The organism is Klebsiella sp. C239 (assembly GCF_048822715.1).
GTDB classification, from domain to species: domain Bacteria; phylum Pseudomonadota; class Gammaproteobacteria; order Enterobacterales; family Enterobacteriaceae; genus Klebsiella; species Klebsiella quasipneumoniae.
The window spans coordinates 388,856-414,057 of sequence record NZ_JBMEZK010000001.1 but is presented as its reverse complement, the minus strand read 5'-3'; the positions used below and the strand labels follow the sequence as shown (position 1 = coordinate 414,057).

The 25,202-nt window shown below is 58.9% G+C and carries 20 protein-coding genes and 1 riboswitch; of the genes, 6 read left to right on the top strand and 14 right to left on the bottom strand.

Going from position 1 to position 25,202, the window contains the following annotated elements:
- Positions 1-6: 6 nt before the first annotated feature.
- The 9 genes from ACOI6Z_RS01910 to dalD all read right to left on the bottom strand — a co-directional run bounded on the left by ACOI6Z_RS01910 (position 7) and on the right by dalD (position 10,870).
- Positions 7-870: an ABC transporter ATP-binding protein gene (locus ACOI6Z_RS01910; RefSeq protein WP_004103764.1), complete on the bottom strand. Its 864-nt coding sequence runs from the start codon at positions 868-870 to the stop codon at positions 7-9.
- Entirely contained in the window at positions 842-1,747 is a 906-nt protein-coding gene (locus ACOI6Z_RS01905) for an ABC transporter permease (RefSeq protein WP_004103766.1), read from the bottom strand. The genes ACOI6Z_RS01910 and ACOI6Z_RS01905 overlap by 29 nt, the downstream gene beginning before the upstream one ends.
- Entirely contained in the window at positions 1,744-2,781 is a 1,038-nt protein-coding gene (locus tag ACOI6Z_RS01900) for an ABC transporter permease (protein WP_049592941.1), read from the bottom strand. The genes ACOI6Z_RS01905 and ACOI6Z_RS01900 overlap by 4 nt, the downstream gene beginning before the upstream one ends.
- Positions 2,778-4,400, bottom strand: coding sequence for an ABC transporter substrate-binding protein (locus ACOI6Z_RS01895; protein ID WP_420686837.1), 1,623 nt, complete (start codon positions 4,398-4,400; stop codon positions 2,778-2,780). Before ACOI6Z_RS01895 ends, ACOI6Z_RS01900 begins: the two co-directional genes overlap by 4 nt.
- Positions 4,401-4,519: 119 nt before the next feature.
- The gene (locus ACOI6Z_RS01890) at positions 4,520-5,674 is read right to left on the bottom strand and encodes a mandelate racemase family protein (protein WP_420686835.1); all 1,155 of its coding nucleotides are present in this window, start codon (positions 5,672-5,674) and stop codon (positions 4,520-4,522) included.
- A gap of 297 nt (positions 5,675-5,971) precedes the next feature.
- The gene (locus ACOI6Z_RS01885) at positions 5,972-6,634 is read right to left on the bottom strand and encodes an HAD family hydrolase (protein WP_087849492.1); all 663 of its coding nucleotides are present in this window, start codon (positions 6,632-6,634) and stop codon (positions 5,972-5,974) included.
- Between the two features lie 48 nt (positions 6,635-6,682).
- Entirely contained in the window at positions 6,683-7,960 is a 1,278-nt protein-coding gene (gene dalT, locus ACOI6Z_RS01880; RefSeq protein ID WP_048336184.1) for a D-arabinitol transporter, read from the bottom strand.
- Between the two features lie 69 nt (positions 7,961-8,029).
- Positions 8,030-9,493, bottom strand: coding sequence for a xylulokinase (gene xylB, locus ACOI6Z_RS01875; protein WP_065813257.1), 1,464 nt, complete (start codon positions 9,491-9,493; stop codon positions 8,030-8,032).
- A gap of 9 nt (positions 9,494-9,502) precedes the next feature.
- The gene (gene dalD / locus ACOI6Z_RS01870; RefSeq protein ID WP_049013472.1) at positions 9,503-10,870 is read right to left on the bottom strand and encodes a D-arabinitol 4-dehydrogenase; all 1,368 of its coding nucleotides are present in this window, start codon (positions 10,868-10,870) and stop codon (positions 9,503-9,505) included.
- A 206-nt stretch (positions 10,871-11,076) separates the two neighbouring features.
- On the opposite strand from dalD, the gene ACOI6Z_RS01865 reads away from it, so the two are divergent.
- Entirely contained in the window at positions 11,077-12,018 is a 942-nt protein-coding gene (locus ACOI6Z_RS01865; protein WP_048982266.1) for a sugar-binding transcriptional regulator, read from the top strand.
- 21 nt (positions 12,019-12,039) lie between these two features.
- Here ACOI6Z_RS01865 and ACOI6Z_RS01860 read toward each other — a convergent pair whose 3' ends face one another.
- On the bottom strand, positions 12,040-13,041 hold the full coding sequence (locus ACOI6Z_RS01860; RefSeq protein ID WP_065813255.1) for a substrate-binding domain-containing protein: 1,002 nt from the start codon (positions 13,039-13,041) through the stop codon (positions 12,040-12,042).
- A 255-nt stretch (positions 13,042-13,296) separates the two neighbouring features.
- Here ACOI6Z_RS01860 and ACOI6Z_RS01855 point away from each other — a divergent pair, with 255 nt between their 5' ends.
- The 3 genes from ACOI6Z_RS01855 to ACOI6Z_RS01845 all read left to right on the top strand — a co-directional run bounded on the left by ACOI6Z_RS01855 (position 13,297) and on the right by ACOI6Z_RS01845 (position 17,046).
- Positions 13,297-14,046: an SDR family oxidoreductase gene (locus tag ACOI6Z_RS01855; protein WP_004180592.1), complete on the top strand. Its 750-nt coding sequence runs from the start codon at positions 13,297-13,299 to the stop codon at positions 14,044-14,046.
- A 27-nt stretch (positions 14,047-14,073) separates the two neighbouring features.
- Entirely contained in the window at positions 14,074-15,681 is a 1,608-nt protein-coding gene (locus ACOI6Z_RS01850) for an FGGY-family carbohydrate kinase (RefSeq protein WP_023290406.1), read from the top strand.
- Between the two features lie 81 nt (positions 15,682-15,762).
- Entirely contained in the window at positions 15,763-17,046 is a 1,284-nt protein-coding gene (locus tag ACOI6Z_RS01845) for an RbtT/DalT/CsbX family MFS transporter (protein WP_072413730.1), read from the top strand.
- Between the two features lie 60 nt (positions 17,047-17,106).
- Here ACOI6Z_RS01845 and fbaB read toward each other — a convergent pair whose 3' ends face one another.
- The 3 genes from fbaB to thiM form a co-directional block, all read right to left on the bottom strand.
- Positions 17,107-18,159, bottom strand: coding sequence for a class I fructose-bisphosphate aldolase (gene fbaB / locus ACOI6Z_RS01840; RefSeq protein WP_004201578.1), 1,053 nt, complete (start codon positions 18,157-18,159; stop codon positions 17,107-17,109).
- 147 nt (positions 18,160-18,306) lie between these two features.
- A complete protein-coding gene (gene thiD, locus ACOI6Z_RS01835) occupies positions 18,307-19,107 on the bottom strand; it encodes a bifunctional hydroxymethylpyrimidine kinase/phosphomethylpyrimidine kinase (RefSeq protein ID WP_065813253.1) in 801 nt (266 codons plus the stop codon).
- A complete protein-coding gene (gene thiM / locus ACOI6Z_RS01830; RefSeq protein WP_048297892.1) occupies positions 19,104-19,877 on the bottom strand; it encodes a hydroxyethylthiazole kinase in 774 nt (257 codons plus the stop codon). Before thiM ends, thiD begins: the two co-directional genes overlap by 4 nt.
- Positions 19,878-19,911: 34 nt before the next feature.
- A riboswitch (TPP riboswitch) is annotated at positions 19,912-20,009 on the bottom strand.
- A gap of 238 nt (positions 20,010-20,247) precedes the next feature.
- Here thiM and ACOI6Z_RS01825 point away from each other — a divergent pair.
- Positions 20,248-22,224, top strand: a complete 1,977-nt coding sequence (locus ACOI6Z_RS01825) for an alkyl/aryl-sulfatase (protein WP_023290409.1) — start codon at positions 20,248-20,250, stop codon at positions 22,222-22,224.
- 65 nt (positions 22,225-22,289) lie between these two features.
- Here ACOI6Z_RS01825 and ACOI6Z_RS01820 read toward each other — a convergent pair whose 3' ends face one another.
- A complete protein-coding gene (locus ACOI6Z_RS01820) occupies positions 22,290-22,925 on the bottom strand; it encodes a helix-turn-helix domain-containing protein (protein ID WP_223065696.1) in 636 nt (211 codons plus the stop codon).
- A 201-nt stretch (positions 22,926-23,126) separates the two neighbouring features.
- Here ACOI6Z_RS01820 and ACOI6Z_RS01815 point away from each other — a divergent pair, with 201 nt between their 5' ends.
- The gene (locus ACOI6Z_RS01815) at positions 23,127-25,103 is read left to right on the top strand and encodes an alkyl/aryl-sulfatase (RefSeq protein ID WP_223065855.1); all 1,977 of its coding nucleotides are present in this window, start codon (positions 23,127-23,129) and stop codon (positions 25,101-25,103) included.
- The last annotated feature ends 99 nt before the right edge of the window (positions 25,104-25,202 follow it).

The following is a 25,202-nucleotide window of genomic DNA, read 5'->3' as shown; positions in this document are numbered from 1 at the left end:
CGCTCCTTATTCCGTTAACCAGCTGGCCTGACGCTGCAGCACCGGCAGTATCGGGCGACGATGCTGCATATCCGGCAGCGAGTTAATCAATCCCTGAGTATAGGGATGACGGGCGTTATCGAGATCTTTAGCAGCGATGGATTCCACTACCCGTCCGGCGTACATCACCAGTACGCGGTCGCAGAAGCTGCGCACCAGGTTGATATCGTGGCTGATAAAAATCAGCCCCAGCCCGCGCGACTGAACCAGGTCATCCAGCAGGCCCAGCACCTGCAGGCGCACCGACACATCCAGCGCGGAGGTCGGCTCATCGGCAATGATCAGCTCCGGGTCGGTAATCAGCATCATGGCGATCATGATGCGCTGCCCCTGTCCGCCGGATATTTCATGCGGATAAAGCTGATAAACGCGCTCCGGCTGGCGAATACGCACCACCTCCAGCATCTCCAGCGCCCTGGCTTTCGCCTCATCTTTGCGCCCGGGATGATGAGTAAGCCAGGCCTCGGCGATTTGCTTACCCACGCAGACCACCGGATTAAGCGAATATTTCGGGTCCTGCATAATCATAGAGATACGTTTGCCGCGTACGCCGCGCATTTGCGCTTCGCTAAGATGCTGCAGATCGAGGTCGGCAAACTGCATCCGGCTGGCGCTGACGCGGGCCTTTTTCGGATGCAGCTGCAGCAGCGCGCGCCCAACGGTGGACTTACCCGAACCGGACTCGCCGACAATCGCCAGCTTTTCGCGCCCCAGCTGGAAGGAGACGCCGCGCACGGCATGGGTCACCGCGCTGCCGTTAACAAAGTCGACGCACAGATCGCGCACGTCGAGCAGCGGGGCATTATTCACTGCGGGGATCGAGGATGTCACGTAGGCCATCTCCTAAGAAGTTGAACGCTAAGCTGTTGATCAGAATCGCCAGCCCCGGAATTGTTACGACCCACCAGCACTCCATCATATAAGTGCGCCCGCTGGAGATCATCGCTCCCCACTCCGGCTCCGGCGGCTGCGCGCCGAGCCCGAGAAAGCCGAGACCGGCCGCGGTCAGAATGATCCCGGCCATATTCATGGTGATACGGATAATGACCGAAGGCAGACACAGCGGCACGATATGGCGCCAGAGGACGCGGGACGATGAAGCGCCCTGCAGACGCACGGCGGAGATAAAATCGGCCTGGCGCAGAGAGAGCGTTTCGGCGCGCGCCAGACGGGCTATCGGCGGCCAGGCGGTAAGCGTGATGGCGATAACCACATGCTCCAGCCCCGGCCCTAAGGCGGCGACAAACGCCAGCGCCAGAACCAGACTCGGGAAGGAGATGAAAATATCGGTGACGCGCATCAGCACCATATCGACTTTACCGCCGAAATAGCCGGCGCTGACGCCCAGCAGCAGCCCGAGCGGACCGACGGTCACCGAGACCAGCAGCACGATATAGAGCGTGATGCGCGAGCCGTACACCAGGCGACTAAAGATATCCCGGCCAAACTCATCAGTGCCGAACCAGTGCTGCGCATTCGGCGCGACCAGCGCGCTGTTCAGGTCCTGCACCAGCGGGTTATAAGGCGCAATCAGCGGCGCGAAAATCGCCACCACCAGCAGCAGAAAGATAATTCCTCCGCCGATGGCCGTTAGCGGGTTGCGCGCCATTTTGCCGATAAACCCGACGGCCCGCGCCGCCGCGCGTTGCAGCCGCTGACGGCCTTCGCCCGCACCGCCCGAAAGCGGCGAATCCAGAGAAACGGTCATGATTTTGTCCTCGGGTCAAAGAATTGATACAGCATGTCGGAGAGCAGGTTGAGCATCACGAAGATCACTCCCACCAGCAGCACGCAGCCCATCACCGCATTCATATCGCCCAGCAGCAGGCTACCGGTAAGATAGGAGCCGAAACCCGGCCATGAGAAGACGGTTTCAATCAGCACCGCGCCTTCCAGCAGCGCGCCGTAGGCCAGCGCCACCACCGTCAGCAGCTGCACGAGGATGTTACGAAACGCATGGTTCCAGATAACCTGACGCTCGGTCAGCCCTTTCACCCTCGCGGTAATAATGAACTCCTGCGACAGCTGGGCCAGCATAAAGCTGCGGGTCATACGGCTGATATAAGCCAGCGAGTGAAAACCCAGCAGCGAGGCGGGAAGAATCAGATGATTAATGGCGTTCCAGAACACCTGTCCGTTTCCTGCCAGCAGCGCATCAACGGTCATCAGGCCGGTACGGCGCGGCACAATGCCGTCCAGACCGAGGTCTACCCGCCCGGCGCCGCCCACCCAGCCGAGCCAGGCATAGAAAACCAGCAGCCCCATCATTCCGACCCAGAAAATCGGCGTCGAGTAGCCCGCCAGGCTGATAATGCGTACCACATAATCGGAGAAGCTATTGCGTCGCGCCGCCGCCAGCACGCCCAGCGGAATTCCGAGACCCGCGCCGACGAGAATCGCCATCGTCGCCAGCTCCATGGTGGCCGGGAAGACGCGGATAATATCGTCCACCACCGGTTTCCCGGTCAGCAGCGCATTGCCCAGATCGCCGTGCAGCAGGTTGACGAAATAGATGCCAAACTGGGTGGCCAGCGATTTATCAAACCCCAGCTGCTGGTAAACCTGCTGATAGGTACTCTGGTCAGCATCCGGACCGACGATCGCCAGCACCGGGTCGATAGGCATGACGCGGCCAATGGTAAAGGTCAGCAGCAGCAGGCCGAACAGCGTAATCACCACCTGCAGCAGCCGTTTGGATAAGCGCCGGCCGCGTGAGCCGGGCGCAAGGATTGCGGTACTCATCCTTTCTCTCCTTCGCGGACTTTATAGACGTCACGCAGAAAAGTGGTGGCGGAGGGGTGCGGCTGATACTCTCGTACCTCGTTGCGCACCACCACGGAATCGACCATCTGCGAAAGCGGAATTAAAGCCGGAATCAGCTGGTCGTAGCGCGCCTGGATGGCCTGGTAGTCAGCCACCTGTTTTTGCGGATCGCGTTCCAGCAGGGCCTGGTCAATCATCGTATTGAGCTGCGGGTCGTAAAAACCGGTACGCCAGCCCTGAAAGTTGGTCAGACGCGCCTCATCGCTGTTATCCGGGTTATAGACCAGCGCGCGCAGGCTGGAGTGCGGATGCGGCTCCATTCCGCTGCCGCCGCGTCCCACCAGCAGGTCAAATTTACGCTCGCGCATCGCGCCGTAGATCTGGTTACCGGTGCCGGTGATGATTTTGGCGTTAATCCCCGCCTGCATCAGCGTCGACTGCACGGCGATAGCAATGTTAAGAAATGGCTGATCGGAGAGGACCCGCAGCGTGGTATCAAAGCCGTTGGGATAACCCGCTTCCGCCAGCAGCTTTTTCGCCCGCGCCACGTCCAGCTTATAGCCAGGGTCAGGCAGCGTAGACGGCATGCCCGCCTTAATCGGTCGCTGGTGCAGCACACCGTAGCCCGGCATCAGCGCTTTATTGATACCCTGGTAATCAATCAGATAGCGCACCGCTTCGCGCACTTTCGGTTGGGCGAAGTGCGCCTCTTTCATGCTCATCGCCACGTAGTACATGGTGCCGCGCTGCACCGCATCGACGGTCAGCTGCGGGTCGCTGCGCAGGGCGTTAATATCGGAAACCGCCATATTGTTGGCAATATCGAGGTCGCCTTTTTCGATCATCAGACGCAGGGTTTGCGACTCCTGGAAATGGCGCAGCACCACGCGGCTCATTTTCGCCTCGCCGCGCCAGTAGTCAGGATTGCGCTTCATGCGCAGCACATCTTTTGCCTGCCAGGTTTCCAGCGTAAACGGCCCGGAACCGGCTTCATGGGTGGTCAGCCAGCGGTTACCCCAGTCGTCATCCTGCTGGTGGCTTTGCACCGTTTTACTGTCCAGCACCCCGAGGTTGCCCAGCGCCGCCAGCGAGTAAATCACCAGCTGCGGATCGTTATCTTTGGGTAACTCGATTTGCACCGTGAAGCGGTCCGGCGCGCTGACCTGGCTGTCGATATTTTTCTTACTGAAGCCATAGGATTTCCATACCGAGGCCTGAGCCAGGTTGAGGTGCAGGATGCGCCGCATTGACCACACCACGTCAGCGGCGGTCAGCGGGTTGCCGGAGTGAAACTTAACGTCGTCGCGCAGATGTAAGGTCAGGGTTTTGCCGTCGGGGCTGATATCCCAGGATTTCGCCAGCGCGGGCCTAACGTCGGTGAGCTGTTCAGGGTCAAGCTCTACCAGCGAGTCGTAGAGGTTGACCACGATTCCCACCACTTCGTTACCGGTCATCGCCGCCGGGTCAAGGGTGAGCAGGTTATTCATATTCATGCCGATGATAAGCTGATCGGGCGGCGTTTTCGCCACCGCCGCCCCGCTTCCCATCGACACGGCGAGCGTGAATAAGCACGCTGCCAGTAGGGAGTTTTTTTTCATATCTCTGTTTGCCTGTACTGTAGGGTACATGTTGCCGGATGGCGGCATTTTCGCCTTATCCGACCTACCGGGCCGCAGACCCGATAAGCGCAGCGCCATCGGGCATATATTTTTTTGAATCAGTCGTGGCTAACGGTATTGGCTTCGATATACGCAAAATTAATGTCTTCGCCGAGGCCCGGACGTTGTGACAAATGCACAAATCCCTGGTCATCCATCGGGTCAACAATGCTATTGAGATAAGCCGCCGGTTCATCGTAGTCGAGGAACGGATGCAGCAGGCCGCGCTCGTACCAGCGGCAGTTGCGGATCGCGCCGACCACCGCCAGGCTTGCCGCGCCGTTGCCGTGGACTTCGCAATCCATGCCGAAAGATTCCGCCAGCGCCGCGACCTTCATGGTCGGGGTAATACCGCCCACGCCGTTAGCGCCGGCGCGCAGAATGTCGCAGGCTCCGGCTTTCACCCATTCGGCGCGCATGTGGTGCTTGCCGCCGAAGCTCTCCGGCCCGACGATGGGGATCGACAGGTTTTCCGCCAGCCACGCGTAGGAGGACATCGAATCCTCCTCCATCGGCTCTTCAAACCAGGCGAAATTGAGTTTTTCCAGCTCTTTGCCGATCCACAGCGCCTCGGCGCGGCTGTACCAGTGATAGCCGTCAATCATCAGGTCAATATCCGGCCCTACCGCTTCGCGCACCGCCGCGCAGGCTTTAATATCCATTTTGGGATTGGGCGCAAAAGAGATTGGCGGCATCCAGGTGTGCAGCTTGATGGCCTTGTAGCCGCGGGCGACCAGCTTTTCGGCAAAGGCGGCATACTCCTCCGGGGTCGACAGACCACCCGGCAGATCGTCGCCGCACATCGTGCTGCCGTAAGCCGGGACGGTGTCGCGATAGCCGCCGAGCAGCTTGTAAACCGGCATCTTAAGGCTGCGGCCTATCAGATCCCACAGCGCCTGTTCAATAAACGACAGCGCGCGCTCCGTTAGCTGATGTGCACTACCGCGCTGCCAGTGGTTAAGATCCTGCCAGATACGCTCGCGGTTAAACGGGTCCTGCCCCACCAGCACTTTGCGGAAAAAAGTATTCACCACGAACGGGCGCACGACTTCCGGAGGCGCAAACGAAAAACCCTGCGCCCCATCATCAGCGGTGATGATCAGCATCGCCATTTTGGCCATGCTTTCAGCCCCCGGATGGGAGTGCCCGGCGCTGTCGGAAACCCGACGTGTGGGATACTGGAAAACGGTGACATTCACAGATTCAATTTTCATGTTCAATCCTTATCACGGCCAAATCCGATCGATAGAAGCAAATCGGCAAAGTGGTTTCACATTATTGAAAATACGTTTCAATATCTAATCTAAGTACAATTACGTAGCAGTGCCTCGGACAAACACCGCTAAGCAAGGCAATAAATTTGGGCATTGGCACAACAAGACGTGACTGTTTTCACAAAAGATGAGTGAAATGTGAGGCGGATCGGCATGGAGAAAAAAGGGCGTGAGCGCAGAAGATAGAGTGACCGACCGTGTACATCCCGGGATTTTCTGGGCTCACGAAAGCGTGAGTTATGCGACCGCCTCTGGCTCGGCGGTAAGCGCTTCCAGCAGTTCAGGCAGCGCCCGGTAACGGCCCACGGCGGCCTGAAAACGCGCGTGCTGGCTATCTTCGGCAATCACCACCGTAGGAATACCTGCGGCCTGAGCCGCGCAAAAGCCGTTGAAGCTGTCTTCGATCACCAGGCACCGGCTGGCGTCGAGATTAAGCTTATCCAACGTCGTCAGATACACCGCCGGATGCGGCTTGCCCTGCGCTTCATCGTCCGCGCTGCAAATCACATCAAAATAGTGCCACAGCGAGAGCTTGTTCAGCACGGCGGCGATAACCTGCCGGGACGAGGAGGTGGCGAGGGCAATGTTATAACCGGCATGGCGAAAATAGCGTAACGCCTCATGCACCCCGCGCATCGGCTCGCCTTCGGCGGCGATCAGGCCGGTGATGCGCTGCAATATGGCGTCTTCCAGCAGCGACGGGGCAAGGTTAAGCTGAAAATAGCGGCACCAGGTGCCGGCGATCTCATCGAGGCGCTTGCCTTTGGTCAGGGTTTCGCACTCCTCGACGCTCGCCGTTGCCCCCCACTGCGCGAGGGCGTCGATTTGCGCCTGCCGCCACAGGCTTTCGGAATCAATAATCACGCCATCCATGTCAAAAATCACTGCCTGAATACTCATCATTCACCTCATTAAGGCTGGCATGCCTGGCACGCCAGCCGCATCACCTTAAGAGAACTCCACCTGCTCGCTGGCCGGCGCTTCCTTGTGGGAAAATCCCGGCTGCTCGACGCGGATAAACGCACAGAGGAAAAAGGCCACCACGTACAATGCGGTATAGGCGATAACGACCCCAATGGTGCTGAAGAACGGCAGCAGCACCACGGCGATCGCCGGGGCGAGAAAGTTCGACATCCCCGCCGACAGGTTATATACCGAAATCGCTGCGCCTTTGTGCTTCGGCTCCAGCGCCGGGAACACGGCGGCCAGCGGCACGAAGGCGGCGACAAAGATCCCCAGGGCGATGGCCGGGATCAGCGCCATCGCAAAGCTGTGGCCGAAGTGCTGAGGGATGTAGTAAAACGCCAGGCTGGAGAGCGCCATCCCGATGCAGCCAAACCAGCGCACCACCTTCATCCAGCCCAGTTTTTCGCCCAGAATGCCCCACAGCACGTTAGAGAAAATGGTGGTGAAGAAGAAGACCGCCCACACCTGGAGCCATTCTGAGGTGGTGAAGCCCAGCTCATCGACGAACATCATCGGCATAATCACCGCAAAGCCGAACAGCGAGAGCGTATTGATAATTCGCACCATGCTCGACAGCAGAATATTGCGGTTGGTATAGAGCAGCGTCGCGGCGCGGCCCAGCTCGGCGAACTTCTCGCGGGTGGTCAGATTCTGCATATGCTGCGGCGTTTTAATATGGCGCAGGGAAGCCAGCGCAATCACGCCCCCGGTAACGCAGAAGGCCAGCGCCAGCCACAGGGTGCCCATTTCGCCAATGTGCGGAATGGTGAAACTCGGAATATAGCTGCCGAAGACGCCGATGCCGATGGAATAGACCGCCCAGAACCAGCCGATGGCCGAGCTGGCGTTGTCGCTTTTGACGTTATGGACAATCGCCACGATAAACGAGTAGAGGAATAGCGGATACGCGAAGCCGCGAATGCCGTAGAAAACCAGGATCAGCGCATAGTTGGCGTGACCGAGGCCGAAAACGAGGAACAGCACGTGGAATACGCACCACAGCACGAAGCCAATCATCATGGTTTTCAGCGGCGTAATAATTTCCGCCACCACGCCGGAAATCCACGCCGACAGCGCGGCGGCCAGGCCATAGAGGGTAAAGGCAAAGGAGGCCTCCGCCGGGGAGAATCCGAGCGCTTTGATATAGTGCGAGAGAAAGGCTAATTCAAAACCGTCGCCGGTCATAAATACGGCAATGGCGATGTATCCCCAGAGCAGGTTCAGGGGTAAACCGAGCCACTGTTTATTATTGATAGACATAATGACCTCGTTTTCAGGGTACAGGAGGCCGCTCCGGTCAGTTCACCGGAGCGGTTATGGTGATAAAAATTAATGCTGCCGATAATGCAGATCGTTTAAATACAGGGCCTTAAACTGCGCGTAGCGTTGCATCAGGGTGTGGTGGCGAACGGGATCCGCACGCCAGGTCTGCCAGACTTCCGGTTTTTCACATACCGCGGCAACCGGTTTGCCCGCCGCCAGGCAGGCCAGCCGCGCCGCGCCCAGCGCGCCGCCAGTCTCTCCGCCTTTGTGGGTCACCACCGGCATAGCGAGAATATCGGCCAGCAGCTGGGCCCAGAACGGACTGCGGGCGCCCCCGCCCACCAGCGAGCACTGCGCGATCGGCGTCCCGCTCTCTTTCAATACCTGCAGGCCGTCGTTGATGCCAAAGCTCACCCCCTCCAGCACCGCGTAGCCGAGCTGGGCGCGCAGGCTGGAGTGGGTCATGCCCCAGAAGATGCCGCGAGCGTCAGGATCGTTATGCGGGGTACGTTCCCCGGAGAGATAGGGCAGGAAGAACGGCGCGTTGGCCTTCTCCTCTTCGCTTAGCTCGGCAATCTCCGCCAGCAGCGCCACCTCCGTGGTGCCGGTCAGGCGGCAGAACCACTGCAAACAGCTGGCGGCGCTGAGCATCACGCTCATCTGATGCCACAGGTTCGGCAGAACGTGACAAAACGCATGGACCGCCGACTGCGGCGCCGGACGATAGGCGTCGGTCACCACAAACAGCACCCCTGAGGTTCCGAGCGAAATAAACGCGTCCCCCGGCGAGACCGCGCCGACGCCAATGGCGCTGACCGCGTTATCGCCGCCGCCCCCGGCCACCACCACCGAGGCGTTCAGCCCCCAGCGTTCGGCCACTTTCGGATCAAGGGTGGCGGAAACCTCGCAGCCTTCCACCAGCGTCGGCATCTGGCTGCGCGACAGACCGCACTTGTCCAGCAGCGCATCGGACCAGTCGCGCTTAGCCACGTCCAGCCACAGCGTCCCGGCGGCGTCCGACATATCGGAGACTTTCTTCCCGGTCATCCGGTAGCGCAGATAATCCTTCGGCAGCAGCACCGTGGCGGTGCGCTGAAAGTTTTGCGGCTCGTGACGATGCACCCACAGCAGCTTCGGCGCGGTAAAGCCGGGCATCGCCAGGTTGCCCGCCACCTGATGCAGCTCCGGCGCCATCTCCTCCAGCTCAGCGCACTCTGCGGCGCAGCGGGTGTCATTCCACAGAATGGCCGGACGGATCGTCTCCCCCTTTTCATCCAGCAACACCGCGCCGTGCATCTGTCCGGACAGGCCAATCGCCTTGACGGCCGGCCAGTGCTGGGCGCATTTTTCCCGCAGCGTGGCCATCAGATACTCTGTCGCCTCCCACCATAACTCCGGTGATTGTTCTGACCAGTGCGGATGAGGCCGCTGAATGCTCAGCGGCGCGCTATGGCTGGCGATCACCTGATTGTTCTCATCAATGACCAGCGCTTTGACTTCCGATGTGCCAAGATCGATACCCAGATACATAGCCACCTCTTATTTAATCAGCGTGTAAACGGCGGCGACTTTCTCGCGCATCAGCGCCAGGAAATCCGCGTTGTCGGCCAGGTCACCAAACAGGGCTTTATCGCGGGCGAAGACAGCCAGCGGATCCTGAGCCTCATACATCTCATGCACCGCCTGCTCATCCAGGATGCCGTCCTGGTACTGATACGGCAGGGTTCCCTTATGCCACTGCTCCATAAAGACGAAGAACAGCGCCGGCAGCATGGCGGTCGCTTCCGGGCGGACGCCGCGCTGATAGCACTCCTGCAGGGTTGGGGCGATCATCGCCGGAATTTTCGAGAAACCGTCGGCGGCGACGCGCTGGTTGGTGTCCTGGATATGCGGGTTGGTAAAGCGCTTGAGCACCACATCGCGGTAGGTCGGCAAATCAATGCCGTTATCGCCCAGGCATGGGATCACATCTTCCGTGACGTAGCGGTCGGCAATGGCGTAGATAACATCGGTGAGCGTGCTTTCGTGAATATACTGCTGGCCGATTAAGGTCCCCGCCCACGCAATGCAGCTGTGCGACGCGTTCAGGATGCGGATTTTCGCCTCTTCATACGGGATAACCGACTCGACCATCTCCACGCCGACCGCTTCCAGGTTCGGGCGGGCATCGCGGAAATTGTTCTCCACCACCCACTGGATAAAGGTCTCGCCCATGACCGGCGCCTTATCGTCAATGCCGGTTTGCGCTTTGATACGGGCCGGCAGATCGGCCGCCGGACGCGGGGTGATGCGGTCCACCATGGTGTTCGGACAGGTGGTATTGGCCGCCATCCAGTCAATCACCGCCTGTTTGCCGGTAAGTTGCAGGAACTCCACCATCCCGTCGTGGAAGCGCTCGCCGTTATGACGCACGTTGTCGCAGTTGAGCAGGGTCAGCGGCCCGGCGTTGTCCGCCATGCGCTTTTCCAGAATTCGCGCGAGGGTGCCGTAAATGGTTTTGCATTCGCCTTTCAGGTCAGCCTGCAGATCGGGGTTGCTGGTTTCCAGTTGATGGCGGGTATTCAGGTAGTACCCCCCTTCCGTCACGGTAAAGGCGATAACTTTGGTTTGCGGGTTGGCCCCTTCGTTAATCAGCGGCTGCAGCCCGGCCTGCCACGGCAGCAGTTTCTGAATTGAGGTGATCTCTTCATATTCACGCTCCCCTTCCGGGCTGACGGTCTCCAGGACGTAACGTCCGCCCTGCGCCGTCAGCGCCTGCACCACCTGCTCGGCGTCATTGCGAATATTGCCCGCCGCGATGCGCCAGCGCTTATCGCCGGAAGCGATCAGACGATGCAGATACCACGCCTGATGCGCGCGATGAAAAGAACCCAGACCGATATGAAGCCATGTGAATTGATTGTTCATGTTCTGCTCTCCTTGAGTGGATGGCGCCACTGTAATTGATCATTTGACCAAAATAAGAGCCACGGATCACAAAAGAGCAATTACCCATTTAAATTACAAATGACCAGTAAAGAGCAAAAGCTTGCCAGTTATGGCAACCACGGCGAGAATGCGGATATTCGCCGGGCCAATTGCGCGCCCTGGCCAGCAACTTAGGGCGGGAAACCATGAGTAAAGAAGACGATATCCGGTTGGATCAGAAGGTGCGTGCCGCATGGATGTACTACATCGCCGGCCAGAATCAGAGCGAGATCGCCAGCCAGTTGGGCACCTCCAGACCGGTGGTGCAACGGCTGATCGCCGCCGCGAAAGAAGAAGGGATTGTGTCGATTAATCTGCACCATCCGGTGGCGAACTGCCTCGATTATGCGCAGTTGTTGCAGGAAAAGTACCGGCTTCTCGAATGCAATGTGGTCCCCGCCTTTAGCGAAGAGAGTACCCTCGACAGCGTATCGTTTGGCTGCTATCAGCTGATGGCTCGCTATCTGCAGGATGATAAAGAGAAAATCATCGGCCTGGGCTCGGGCCTGACCCTGAAAAAAGCGCTGCAGCGCATCGATTTCGACAGCCTGAATACCCGCTGCGTGGCGCTGATCAGCGCCATGGACGCCGACGGGCAGTGCAACTATTACGATGACGTGCCCCTGCTGCTCACCCGCAAAATTAAGGCCAAGTACTATCAGTGGCCTGCGCCGCGCTACGCCCAGACCGCGGATGAGTATGAGATGTGGTGCACCAATCGCTTATTTCGCAGCGTCTCTGGCGTCGCCCGGGAGGCGGATGTGATTTTTGTCGGCATTGGTCCGCTGGGCACGCAAAGTCCCATCTTTAAAGACGGCTTTATCAATCAGGCGCAGATGGATGAGCTGACCGCCCGCGGCGGCATCGGGGAGATCCTCGGGCGGTTTATCGATGCAGAAGGCGAGGTGGTAGACAGCGAGATCAACCGCATGATCACCAGCTATGATATCCGCCAGAACCACTGCCCGCGGATTGCCGCGGCCTGTGGAGAATACAAACGACCGGCGATCCTGGCCGCCCTTAAAGGCGGCTGGATCAACGGTCTGGTGACCGATGAACATACCGCGCGCTGGCTGCTGACGCGCTAACGGCAATCAGCAGACGGCGACTCAGCTACTGCTCATCAATCGCGGCGGAATTTCAATCCGCTGCTGGCTGGCTTCGCCGGCGTCAATAATCGAAAAAACAGCGTTCAGCATCGCCGGTACGTCCTGCTGCACCATGTCGATATCGTGCCCCAGCAGATAGACAAACGGATCCCAGTCGAAGCAGCCCATCGGCGGCTGCTCGCTGCCGGTCAGCCCCACCTGCGACAGCCAGCGCACAACCCCTTCGAGGGATATCGTCGAGTTAACAAATATCCCCTGCAATAGCGTCTTCGCGCTGCCAAACCGCTCCTGCAGGCAGGCCTCAACGTGACCTTTCGAATAGCCGGGAGCCAGAATATTCGCCTGCGGCACGCGCAGCCCCTGCTCGTGATGCGCATCGTGGAAGCCGCGTAAGCGCTCGCTGGTGTTATGGTCGTTGCTGCGCCCGCCGATGAAGGTCAGCGGCGCCAGCTCTCCCCGACGGCGGGCGCTGTTAGCGAGGATCTTGTGGGTCAGCGCTTTCGCGCCGCCGTAGTTATCTGAAATCACCGACGGAGAGAGAGACCCCGGCAGGTCGAGATTGATCGTGGGCACGCCCGCCTGCTGGCACAGCGCGGAAATTTTATCCGGATTGGTCGCCCCGGTCGCGATCACCCAGTCAACCTGCCAGGAGAGCATCGCTTTTACCGCTTCGATCTCCAGATCCGGGCTTCGGCGCGTACAGGTGATAATCGGCAGCAGGCCACGCTCGCGGGCCATCTCCTCAAAGCGTTCGGCGACGGAGCCGAAGTAGCGGTTATCGTATTTGGGGATAATCATGCCAATGACGTGTGATTTTTTACTGCGCAGCATGCTGGCCTGGCGGTTAATCGCATAGCCCTGCTCCTCAGCAATCCGTGTCACCTTTTCGGCAAGCTTTGCGCTGATGCGGCGTTTTTTCCAGTTGCCGTTGAGGATTGCGCTCACCGCGCTCGCCGAAACGCCGGAAAGCTCCGCCAGGTCGTAAATCGTTATCTTCTTCATTTTTCCAACTTGCGTCACAAAATCATGTCGCTGTTAATTTCCCCACTTGCTCAATCGATGAAGCGAGAGCAACATAGCTTCATCGATTGAGCATCCATTTCACGCCAGGAAGTACGCGCGCATACCGCCTTAACATGCCAGCAAGCCTGAATAATGATGCTGATATTCAATAGGTTACCATGTTTTTGTCCATCACCTCGAACGCGATGCCCTCGGGTTCGATAGTTGCAACCAGACACGGCAAAGGATTATAAAATGAACCACTCTGTCTCCTCTATGAATACTTCCCTCAGCGGTAAAGTCGCCGCGATCACCGGCGCGGCGTCCGGTATCGGCCTCGAGTGCGCGAGGACCCTGCTGGGAGCTGGCGCAAAAGTGGTGCTTATCGACCGCGAAGGCGAAAAGCTCAACAAACTGGTCGCCGAACTTGGCGAAAACGCCTTCGCTCTGCAGGTGGATCTGATGCAGGCGGACCAGGTCGATAACCTTCTGCAGGGCATTTTGCAGCTCACCGGGCGTCTCGATATCTTCCACGCCAACGCCGGGGCCTATATCGGCGGGCCGGTGGCCGAGGGCGACCCGGACGTCTGGGACCGCGTGCTGCACCTCAACATCAACGCCGCCTTCCGCTGCGTGCGCAGCGTCCTGCCGCATCTGATCGCGCAAAAATCCGGGGATATTATTTTCACCAGCTCCATCGCGGGCGTGGTGCCGGTGATCTGGGAGCCTGTCTATACCGCGTCGAAATTCGCCGTGCAGGCGTTTGTACATACGACTCGTCGCCAGGTGGCGCAGTATGGCGTGCGCGTCGGCGCCGTACTACCGGGCCCGGTGGTGACCGCTCTGCTGGACGACTGGCCAAAAGCCAAAATGGATGAAGCGCTGGCCAACGGCAGTTTGATGCAGCCGATTGAAGTGGCGGAGTCAGTGCTGTTTATGGTGACGCGTTCGAAAAACGTCACCGTACGCGACATTGTGATCCTGCCGAACAGCGTGGATCTCTGATCCGTAACCAGCCTGTGAGAGGATGTGATGCAAAACGATACGCAAAACATTATTGGTGTGGATGTCGGTTCGGGCAGTGTGCGCGCCGGGGTATTCAATCTGCGGGGCGAGCTTCTCGCCCACGCGACCCGGGAAATTACCCTCTTTCGCAGCGCCGGAAACAGGGTGGAGCAGTCGAGCCGTGAGATCTGGCAGGCGGTGTGCTACTGCATTAAAACCGCCGTGGCCAGCGCCGGCGTCCCGCCGTCATCGATCGCCGGGATCGGCTTCGATGCCACCTGTTCGCTGGTGGTGATTGGCGATAACGACGCGCCGCTGGCGGTCGGGCCTTCGGACGATCCGGACCGCAATATTATCGTCTGGATGGATCATCGCGCCACCGGGCAGGCGGAAAAGATCAACGCGACGGGCCACCCGGTGCTGCAGTACGTTGGCGGCAAAATTTCGCCGGAGATGGAAACGCCGAAAATTCTGTGGTTGAAGGAGAATCGCCCGCACATCTATCAGCAGGCGCGCCACTTCTTCGACCTCGCTGATTACCTTACCTGGCGCTCAACCGGCGATGAAGCCCGCTCGGTCTGCACTGTGACCTGTAAATGGACCTACCTGGCGCATGAACAACGCTGGGATGCCGGCTACTTCCGCCAGATTGGCCTCGAAGAGCTGGCGGATGAAGATTTTGTCCGCATCGGCCAACGGATTGTCGAACCTGGAACCCCCTGCGGCGACGGTCTTTGCGCCACGGCGGCGGAGGAGATGGGCCTGCCGATCGGTACGCCGGTGGCGGTGGGGATGATTGACGCCCACGCGGGCGGCATCGGCACCGTCGGGGTACTTAACGGCGCGGTCAACAATATGGCCTACGTCTTCGGCACCTCCTCCTGCACCATGACCACCACTGAGGAAGCGGTGTTCGTCCCCGGCGTCTGGGGCCCATACTATTCGGCGATGGTGCCTGGCTACTGGCTGATTGAAGGCGGACAAAGCGCCGCCGGCGCGGCTATCGACCAGTTGCTGAGCTTCCATCCGGCGGCGGCGGCGGCTCGCGAGGAGGCGAAAGCGGCGGGCGTCCCTCTGCCGGTCTGGCTGGCGGATCGCGTACTGGCGCAGACGGCTTCGCCTTCTGAGGCGGTAACGCTGGCCGCCGGTCTGCACGTGGTGCCCGAATTTCTCGGTAACCGCGCGCCGCTTGCCGACCCACACGCGAAAGCGCTGATTGCCGGGCTGGGGATGGAGCGGGACCTGGATAACCTGACCGCGCTATACGTTGCCGGATTATGCGGGATTGGCTATGGCCTGCGACAGATCCTCGACGCCCAGCGCGCCTGCGGGATTGAGAGTGAAAATATCGTCATCAGCGGCGGGGCCGGACAGCATCCGCTGGTGCGTCAGCTGCTGGCCGACGCCTGCGGCGTTAGCGTCGTGAGCACCGTCAGCAGCGAGCCGGTGCTGTTAGGCTCCGCCATCCTCGGCGCGGTGGCGGGCAGAGTCGCGGCTTCGCTGCCGGAGGCCATGAAGCAATTCACTCAGGTGGATGCCACCTATCACAGCGAGACTGCGTTTAGCTCGCTACATCAGCGCAGATATGAGGCCTATAAGGCGCTACAACAGGCCGGCAGGCTGATTCGCGAATAACATCCCTCTTTTTTTAATAACAATAATGCTCCGCTGCTGTGCAGCGGAGACACTCATCTGCACTCTGAAATCGAGGTCAACATGTCCGTTAATAACAAACAGTGGTATGGTCTACCGCTCAACCTCATCTGGGGATATGTCGCCATCGCCGTGTTTATGACCGGCGACGGCTTTGAGCTGGCTTTTCTGTCGCACTACATCAAAACACTCGGATTCACCCCGGCGCAGGCTTCCTTTGCCTTTACGCTTTACGGTCTGGCCGCCGCCCTCTCGGCGTGGATCTCCGGCGTGGTGGCGGAAATCATCACCCCGCGCAAGGCCATGATGATCGGCTTCGTGCTGTGGTGTGTATTCCACGTGCTGTTCCTCGTCTTCGGCCTCGGTCGCGCCAACTATGCGCTGATCCTGCTGTTTTATGGCATTCGCGGCCTGGCCTACCCGCTGTTCCTCTACTCATTTATCGTCGCCATTATCCACAACGTTCGCAGCGACAGTTCCAGCTCTGCGCTGGGCTGGTTCTGGGCGGTCTACTCCGTGGGTATCGGCGTGTTCGGCAGCTATATTCCGAGCTTCACCATTCCCCACATTGGCGAAATGGGCACCCTGTGGCTGGCGCTGGTCTTCTGTGCCACCGGCGGCATCATTGCGTTGGTGTCGATGCGTCATACCGAAACGCCGCGCCATATGCAGAACCTGACCACTCGCGAAAAACTCGCCGAACTGGGGCGCGCTGCGACGCTGATCTATACCAACCGCAGCATCCTGTTCTCCAGCATCGTGCGCATTATTAACACCCTGTCGCTGTTTGGTTTTGCGGTAATTATGCCGATGATGTTCGTTGATGAGCTGGGCTTTACCACCTCGGAGTGGCTCCAGGTGTGGGCGGCCTTCTTCTTTACCACCATCTTTTCGAACGTTTTCTGGGGGATCGTGGCGGAGAAAATGGGCTGGATGAAGGTGATTCGCTGGTTCGGCTGCATCGGGATGGCGCTTTCCAGCCTGGCGTTTTACTACATCCCTCAGCACTTTGGCCACAGCTTTGCGATGGCGCTGGTGCCGGCTATTGCCCTGGGTATTTTCGTCGCCGCGTTCGTGCCGATGGCGGCGGTGTTCCCGGCGCTGGAGCCGAACCATAAAGGCGCGGCGATTTCGGTCTATAACCTGTCTGCCGGGCTGTCGAACTTTCTGGCGCCGGCGATCGCCGTGGTGCTGCTGCCCTATTTCAGCACCATCGGGGTGGTGATTGCCTATACCGCCTTATATATTCTGGCCTTCTTCCTGTGCCCGTTAATCCGCGTTGAACAGCCTGGCATTACCCGCGCTCAGAGTACGAAACCATTTACCGCCAACGCGGCGGAGTCTTAATAAACCCGACATCTGCTATGAACAACGAGCAATCCGGGCGGTGACGCCCGGATTTTCGCCTTAGGCGATAGTCACTTTGCCGTCCAGATAGACATCCTGTACGGCATTGATCAGCTTCACGCCGTCGGCCATCGATTTCTTAAACGCTTTGCGGCCAAGGATCAGCCCCATGCCACCGGCGCGTTTATTGATCACCGCGGTGCGCACCGCGTCGGCAAGGTCGGTCTCCCCGCCCGCCGCGCCGCCGGAGTTAATCAGCCCGGCGCGGCCCATGTAGCAGTTGGCCAGCTGGTAGCGCACCAGATCGATGGGGTTATCGCTGGTCAGTTTGCTGTACACCCGGTCGTCGGTATAGCCGAAGTTAACCGCTTTGTAGCCGCCGTTATTCTCCGCCATCTTTTGCTTGACGATATCGGCGCCGATGGTGGCCGCCAGGTGGTTGGCCTGACCGGTCAGGTCAGCGGAAACATGGTAGTCGACACCGTCTTTCTTGAATGCCGAATTGCGCAGATAGGCCCACAGCACGGTGACCAGGCCCAGCTCATGGGCCCGCTCAAAGGCCGCGGAGATCTCTTCTATCTGACGACGCGATTGTTCCGAGCCGAAATAGATCGTCGCGCCCACAGCCACCGCCCCCATATTGAACGCCTGCTCAACGCTGGCGTAGAGGGTCTGGTCGTACTCGGTGGGGTAGCTCAGCGTTTCGTTATGGTTGAGCTTCACCAGGAAAGGAATACGATGCGCGTAACGGCGCGACACCGAGGCCAGCACGCCGTAGGTCGACGCCACGCAGTTACAGCCGGCTTCGATCGCCAGCTCGACGATATTCTTCGGATCAAAGTACAGCGGGTTGGCGGCGAAGGAGGCCCCCGCCGAGTGCTCCACGCCCTGGTCGACCGGCAGAATGGACAGGTAGCCGGTCCCCCCCAGTCGTCCGGTGTTGTACAGGGTTTGCATATTGCGTAGCACCGCCGGCGGCCGGTTGTTATCCACCATCACCCGATCAACATAATCTGCGCCAGGCAGATACAGCTGGTCGGCCGGAATGGTTATACAACGGTGCTGCAAAAGGCTCTCGGCATCTTTGCCCAGCAACTGCGTAATATCAGTCATAGCAATCTCCCGTAAGGCCGGCCGGAGCCGGCATGCATTATCCCAACCCAATTATTTTGGGCAGGTTAAGCCTGGTACCGACTTAGCCTATTTTCCAGCCGGGAGGGCATTTTTTCAGGAGATTCTGCTGTCCCGTTACGCTGCCATTTACCACCAGGCATGGAAATGGTGCACCGGCCCGATACCGTGGCCCACCTCCAGGGAGTCGGCCTGCGCCAGGGCCGCCGACAGCCAGGCCTTGGCCTCGGTAACGGTGGCCGCCCAGTCGGCGTGACGCGGACGCAGCGCCGCCAGCGCCGCCGAGAGCGTGCAGCCGGTGCCGTGCGTGTTTTTGGTCTGTACTCGCGGCGCGGTAAATCGCTGTTCCCCTTCGCGGGTGAAGAGCCAGTCCGGGCTCTCGGCATCGTCGAGATGGCCGCCCTTCATCAATACCGCGCCGCAGCCCAGCGCCAGCAGCGCCCGCCCCTGCTCCAGCATTTCGCGCTCGTTGTGCGCATGGGGTGCATCAAGCAGGGCGGCCGCTTCCGGCAGGTTCGGGGTGATCAGCGACACCTGCGGCAACAATCGTTGACGCAGGGTCTCCACCGCCGAGGCCGACAGCAGCGGATCGCCGCTTTTCGCCAGCATGACGGTATCCAGCACCACGTTGGCCACCCGGTAGCGCGCCAGCCGCTCGGCCACGGCTTCCACAATATCGGTTTCCGCCAGCATGCCGATTTTGGTGGTATCGATGCGCACATCGCTGAACACCGAATCGAGTTGCGCCGCCACAAAGTCCGGTTCAATACGATAGACCGACTGCACGCCGCGGGTATTCTGCGCCACCAGGGCGGTGATCGCCGAGCAGCCGTAGGCCCCCAGCGCGGAGAAGGTTTTCAGATCGGCCTGGATACCGGCCCCGCCGCTGGGATCGGTGCCGGCGATGGTCAGAGCATTGATGCGTTTCATGCGCGCACCTCCTGATACAGCGCGTCGAGAAACGCCGGAACAAAGCTCCCGGGCCCCCCGTGACGGGCGGCGATTTCCCCGGCCTGTTTCATGAGCCCGCAGGCGGCGGCCACGTTTTCCAGCCGGTCTCCCGGCAGCGCCGCGCTCGCCGCCACCACCGCCGACAGCGCGCAGCCGGTGCCCACCACCCGGGTCATCAGCGCACTGCCGCCCGCCACGCTGAGCACCCGCTCGCCGTCGGTGACGTAATCCACCTCACCGGTGACCGCCACGACGGTGGTCAACTGACGAGCCAGCGCCTGGGCCGCCGGCAGCGCCGCGGCGGCCGTATCGGTGGTATCCACCCCGCGCCCGCCGGCGCTCATCCCGGCCAGCGCCAGAATTTCGGAGGCATTCCCGCGAATGGCCGCCGGCTGGAAGGCCAGCAGCGCGTGACAAAAGGCCGTGCGCACGGTCAGGGCGCCGACCGCCACCGGATCCAGCGTCCAGGGCTTGCTGGCCTGGCGGGCCTGCTCCACTGCGGCACGCATGGCCACTGCGCGATCTTCGGTCAGGGTGCCGACGTTGATTAACAGCGCATCGGCGATGGCGGCGAACTGCGCCGCTTCGCGGGGATCGATCACCATCGCCGGCGAGGCGCCGACGGCCAGCAGGACATTGGCGGTAAAGGTCTGCACCACGTCATTGGTCATGCAGTGCACAAGGGGGAAATGGGCGCGCAGCAGATGGCGCAGGTGCGCGACAGGCGCGGGATTCAACAGCTCAGGCATGGTTTGCTCCCGCCAGACGAGGTAGAAGCAATGACCCTGCGGTCTCTGACTTCCCTACGCTGGCATTATCCAGATCAGGTGGTACGGGTATTTCTCAGCCTTCATTTAAGAAGGGCACCCCGAGTCATAAAAGCGGTACAACATTTTCCTGAAGCAGGATATGAAATGTGGCGGTGTAACACAAGCTGACCGGCTTTTTCCCCCGTTCGCCAGCTAATACAAAAGGCGTAATTTCTGATTAAAAATGTGTTTTTTGCAAGCAAAACTGGATGAATGTAAATGTGTGGTTATATTTAAAAAATCTGTAACAAACAGTCACCTGCGTTAAATCGGTAAAACCGAACGAACCATGCAATAAATGAGGATTCCAATGAAATTAACCCCGATAGTGAAAGGGTTAGCGTTAGCGGGCATGTTGAGTAGTCTCGCTTTCGCCGCCTGGGCAGATACGTCAGCCAAAGAGGCAACCGAAGCGACCAAAAAAGCGAACGATGCCCTCTACAACCAACTCCCCTTCTCCGATAACACCGATTTCACCAATGCGCATAAAGGCTTTATTGCCGCCCTGCCGCCAGAGGTCATCAAAGGCGAACAGGGTAATGTCATCTGGGATCCGGGCCAGTACGCCTTCATTAAAGAAGGGGAAAAAGCGCCAGAAACCGTAAACCCGAGCCTGTGGCGCCAGTCGCAGCTGATCAACATCAGCGGCCTGTTTGAAGTCACCGACGGGGTCTACCAGATCCGCAACCTCGATCTCTCCAATATGACAATCATTGAGGGCAAAGAGGGGATCACCGTCGTAGACCCGCTGGTCTCGGCTGAAACCGCCAAAGTCGGCATGGATCTCTACTATAAAAACCGGGGTAAAAAACCGGTCGTCGCGGTGATCTACACCCACAGCCACGTTGACCATTACGGTGGCGTGCGCGGCGTGGTTGATGAAGCCGACGTCAAAGCGGGTAAAGTAAAAATCTACGCGCCGTCCGGCTTTATGGAAGCGGCGGTGGCGGAAAATATCATGGCCGGGAACGTCATGAGCCGCCGCGCCAGCTATATGTACGGCAACCTGCTGAAGCCGGACGCTAAAGGCCAGGTGGGCGCGGGCCTGGGGACGACCACCTCGGCAGGCACCGTCACCCTGATTGCGCCAACCAACATCATTGATAAGGATGGCCAGAAAGAGGTGATTGACGGCCTGACCTATGACTTCATGCTGGCGCCAGGCTCCGAAGCGCCGTCAGAAATGCTGTGGTATATCGAAGAGAAGAAATTGATCGAATCCGCAGAGGATGTCACCCACACTCTGCATAACACCTACTCGCTGCGCGGGGCGAAGATCCGTGAACCGCTGCCGTGGTCGAAATATATCAACCAGGCGATCGTTCGCTGGGGCGATAAGGCTGAGATCATTATGGCCCAGCACCACTGGCCGACCTGGGGCAACGAGAACGTGGTTAACCTGCTGAAGAGTCAGCGTGACCTGTATCGTTACATCAACGACCAGACCCTGCGGATGGCTAACGAAGGCCTGACCCGCGATGAAATCGCCGCTAACTTTAAGCTGCCGGACGGCCTCGCCAATACATGGGCTAACCGCGGCTACTACGGCTCGGTCAGCCACGATGTGAAGGCCACCTACGTGCTGTATCTCGGCTGGTTCGACGGCAACCCGGCCACCCTTGACGAACTGCCGCCGGAAGAAGCGGCGAAGAAGTTCGTCGAGTACATGGGCGGCGCGGATGCCATCCTGAAGAAAGCGAAAGAGGATTACGACCAGGGTAACTACCGCTGGGTTGCCCAGGTGGTGAGCAAAGTCGTCTTCGCCGACCCTAACAACCAGCAGGCGCGTCATCTGGAAGCCGATGCCCTGGAGCAATTAGGCTATCAGGCGGAGTCCGGCCCGTGGCGTAATTTCTACCTTACCGGCGCCCAGGAACTGCGCAATGGCGTAGTGAAAGGTCCGACCCCGAACACCGCCAGCCCGGACACCGTCCGCGCCATGACCCCGGAAATGTTCTTTGATTATCTGGCGGTCCATATCAATGGCGAAAAAGCGGGCAATGCGAAGTCGGTCTTCAATATCGATCTGGGCAATGACGGCGGTAAATATAAACTGGAACTGGAAAACGGCGTGCTGAACCACACCGCCAATGCGCAAGCCAAAGAGGCGGATGCCACCCTGACGCTGGATCGCGCCACCCTGAATAAAATCATTCTCAAAGAAGAGACCCTGAAGCAGGCGGAAGATAAGGGGGAAGTTAAAATCAGCGGTAACGGGGCTAAACTCGATGAAATGTTGGGCTATATGGACCCGTTTGACTTCTGGTTTAACATCGTGACGCCGTAATGATTCGCTGACGGCTATCCTGGTAACAAGGCGGTGATCCCGCCTTGTTACCCTCTCCTGCCCGGTCAGTACTCCGCAGGCAGCGGTCGATCGATAGAGATCAGTTTGCCACGTTTCATCGTGATATATCCCCCCGCCTTTAAGTCCGCCAGCACGCGAAACACATGAGTGCGCGAAAGATTCGTACGCCGGATGATAAATAACGCCAGCCCCTCGTTTTCACCCTCATACGTATGCTGCCGATACAAATAGCGATACAGCATCGGACGAATCGTCTGGTAGCTGGTGACCTGGCGACGTTCATTGTGCAGGTCGATGGTAAAGATACTCATGAACACCAACACCTTCGCCAGCGCCTCAATGCGCTGCGGGTGGGTTGCAATAAAAAGGCGATCAAAAGTGGCGTAGGAAATTTTACGCAGCGTCACGGTTGCGCTTCCGGTATATTCAAATTTCGCCAGCGGGCAATACCGTTCCATCAGGCCAATCGGCATATGCTCAATAGTATTACCGATATTCAACCCATCATCCGGCATTAATATGGATAGCGAACCCTCGGTGCAAAAATAAATATACCCCGGTTGCGGGCACCATTTTTTATTGGCGGCGAGAATAACCTCTTCACCTTCCACGAGGATATCGGCAAAAAAGTCGGCTATGGCTAACGTCTTATAATAACTATGTATTTCCTGGAAATTCATTCTCTGCCCTCGCCTGCGCCGTTAGCGACAGTATAGCAGCCCTCGCCTGCTAAAGACGAGGAGATCCTTTAGCGGCGCCGCGCCAGTCCCATATGGGACTATTCAGCGGAATATTAGTCTTTAGAATAAACGACAAGCCATTCACTTTTTAAGCGGGAGATATTTTTTATTTCCGCATAATAAATTACCTGAGAGGTAGTGATGAAATTAAATCAGATAGCCAAAAATCTGGCGCTGGCCGGAATGTTATCGTCTTTGTCGGTAACCGCCTTTGCCGCCGCGCAACAACAGGATGCCACACCGGCCACGCGGGAGGCGAACCAGGCGCTATACCGTAAACTGCCGTTTGCGGATAAAACCGACTTTAACAACGCCCATCAGGGATTTATCGCGCCCCTGCCGCCGGCGATGCTCAAAGGTAACCAGGGAAATATTATCTGGGATCCGGCCAAATATAATTTCGTCAAAGAGGACGAAAAGGCGCCGGACACCGTCAATCCCAGCCTGTGGCGACAGTCGCAGCTGCTTAATATCGGCGGTCTGTTCAAAGTCACCGACGGCGTTTACCAGATCCGTAATCTCGATCTTTCCAATATGACCATTATTGAAGGCAAAACCGGGATCACCATCATCGACCCGCTGCTAAGCGCCGAACCGGCTAAAGAGGCTCTGGCGCTCTATTTTGCCCACCGGCCGAAAAAACCGGTGGTGGCGGTGCTGTTTACCCACAGCCATGTGGACCACTACGGCGGTATCCGCGGGGTGGTGGATGAAGCCGATGTCAAAGCCGGAAAAGTGAAGATTTACGCCCCGGACGGCTTTATGGAAGAAGCGGTTTCCGAAAATATCATGGCCGGTACCGCAATGAGCCGCCGCGCCAGCTATATGTATGGCAACCTGCTGAAGCCGGACGCCAAAGGTCAGGTTGGCGCCGGTCTCGGCACCACCACCTCGGCGGGTACCGTCACGCTGATCCCGCCGACCAACTACATTACCCATACCGGTCAGCAGGAAGTGATCGACGGCCTGACCTATGACTTTATGATGGCGCCGGGCTCGGAAGCGCCGTCTGAGATGCTGTGGTATGTCAAAGAGAAGAAAATGATCGAGGCGGCAGAGGATGTCACCCATACCCTGCACAACACCTACTCGCTGCGCGGCGCCAAAATCCGCGATCCGCTGGCGTGGTCGAAATACATCAACGCCGCCATCGACCGCTGGGGCAACGATGCGGAAGTGATTATCGCGCAGCACCACTGGCCGACCTGGGGCAACGACAATATCGTTAAGCTGATGAAAGGTCAGCGCGATATGTATCGCTATATCAACGACCAGACTCTGCGGATGGCGAATTTGGGCATGACCCGCGATGAGATCGCCGCCAACTTCAAGCTGCCGGAGTCCCTTGAGAAACAGTGGTCCAGCCGCGGCTACTACGGTTCCGTCAGCCACGATGTAAAAGCGACCTACGTCTTCTACCTCGGCTGGTTCGACGGCAACCCGGCCACCCTCGACGAGCTGCCGCCAGAGCAGGCGGCGAAGAAGTTCGTGGAATATATGGGCGGCGCCGATGCCATCATGCAGAAAGCCAAAGCCGACTACCAGCAGGGGAACTACCGCTGGGTGGCGCAGGTGACCAGCAAAATCGTCTTCGCCGATCCGAACAATCAGCAGGCGCGTCATCTGGAAGCCGACGCCCTGGAGCAGCTCGGGTATCAGGCGGAAGCCGGGACCTGGCGCAACTTCTACCTCACCGGCGCTCAGGAGCTGCGTAACGGCGTGCAGAAACTGCCGACGCCGAACACCGCCAGCCCGGATACCGTGCGGGCGATGACGCCGGAAATGTTCTTCGATTATCTCGGGGTGCATATCAATGGCGAAAAAGCCGGGGCGGCTAAAGCGGTCTTTAACATCGACCTGGGTAAAGACGGCGGCAAGTACAAACTGGAGCTGGAAAACGGCGTGCTTAACCATACCGCCAATGCGGTAGCCGACAACGCAGACGCCAGCATCTCGCTCAGCCGCGACACCCTGAATAAGATCATCCTGAAACAGGAGACGCTGAAGCAAGCTCAGGCCAACGGCGAGGTTAACATTAGCGGCAATGGCGCTAAGCTCGACGAAATGCTGAGCTACATGGACACCTTTGCCTTCTGGTTCAACATCGTCACCCCGTAAGCGCAACGCGCCCCACGCTCCCCCGCCGCCCGTCAGGCCGCGGGGGAATTTTATCTTCAGGCAAACGCGCCGAGGGTTTGCCATCCCCCCGCCCGCGGC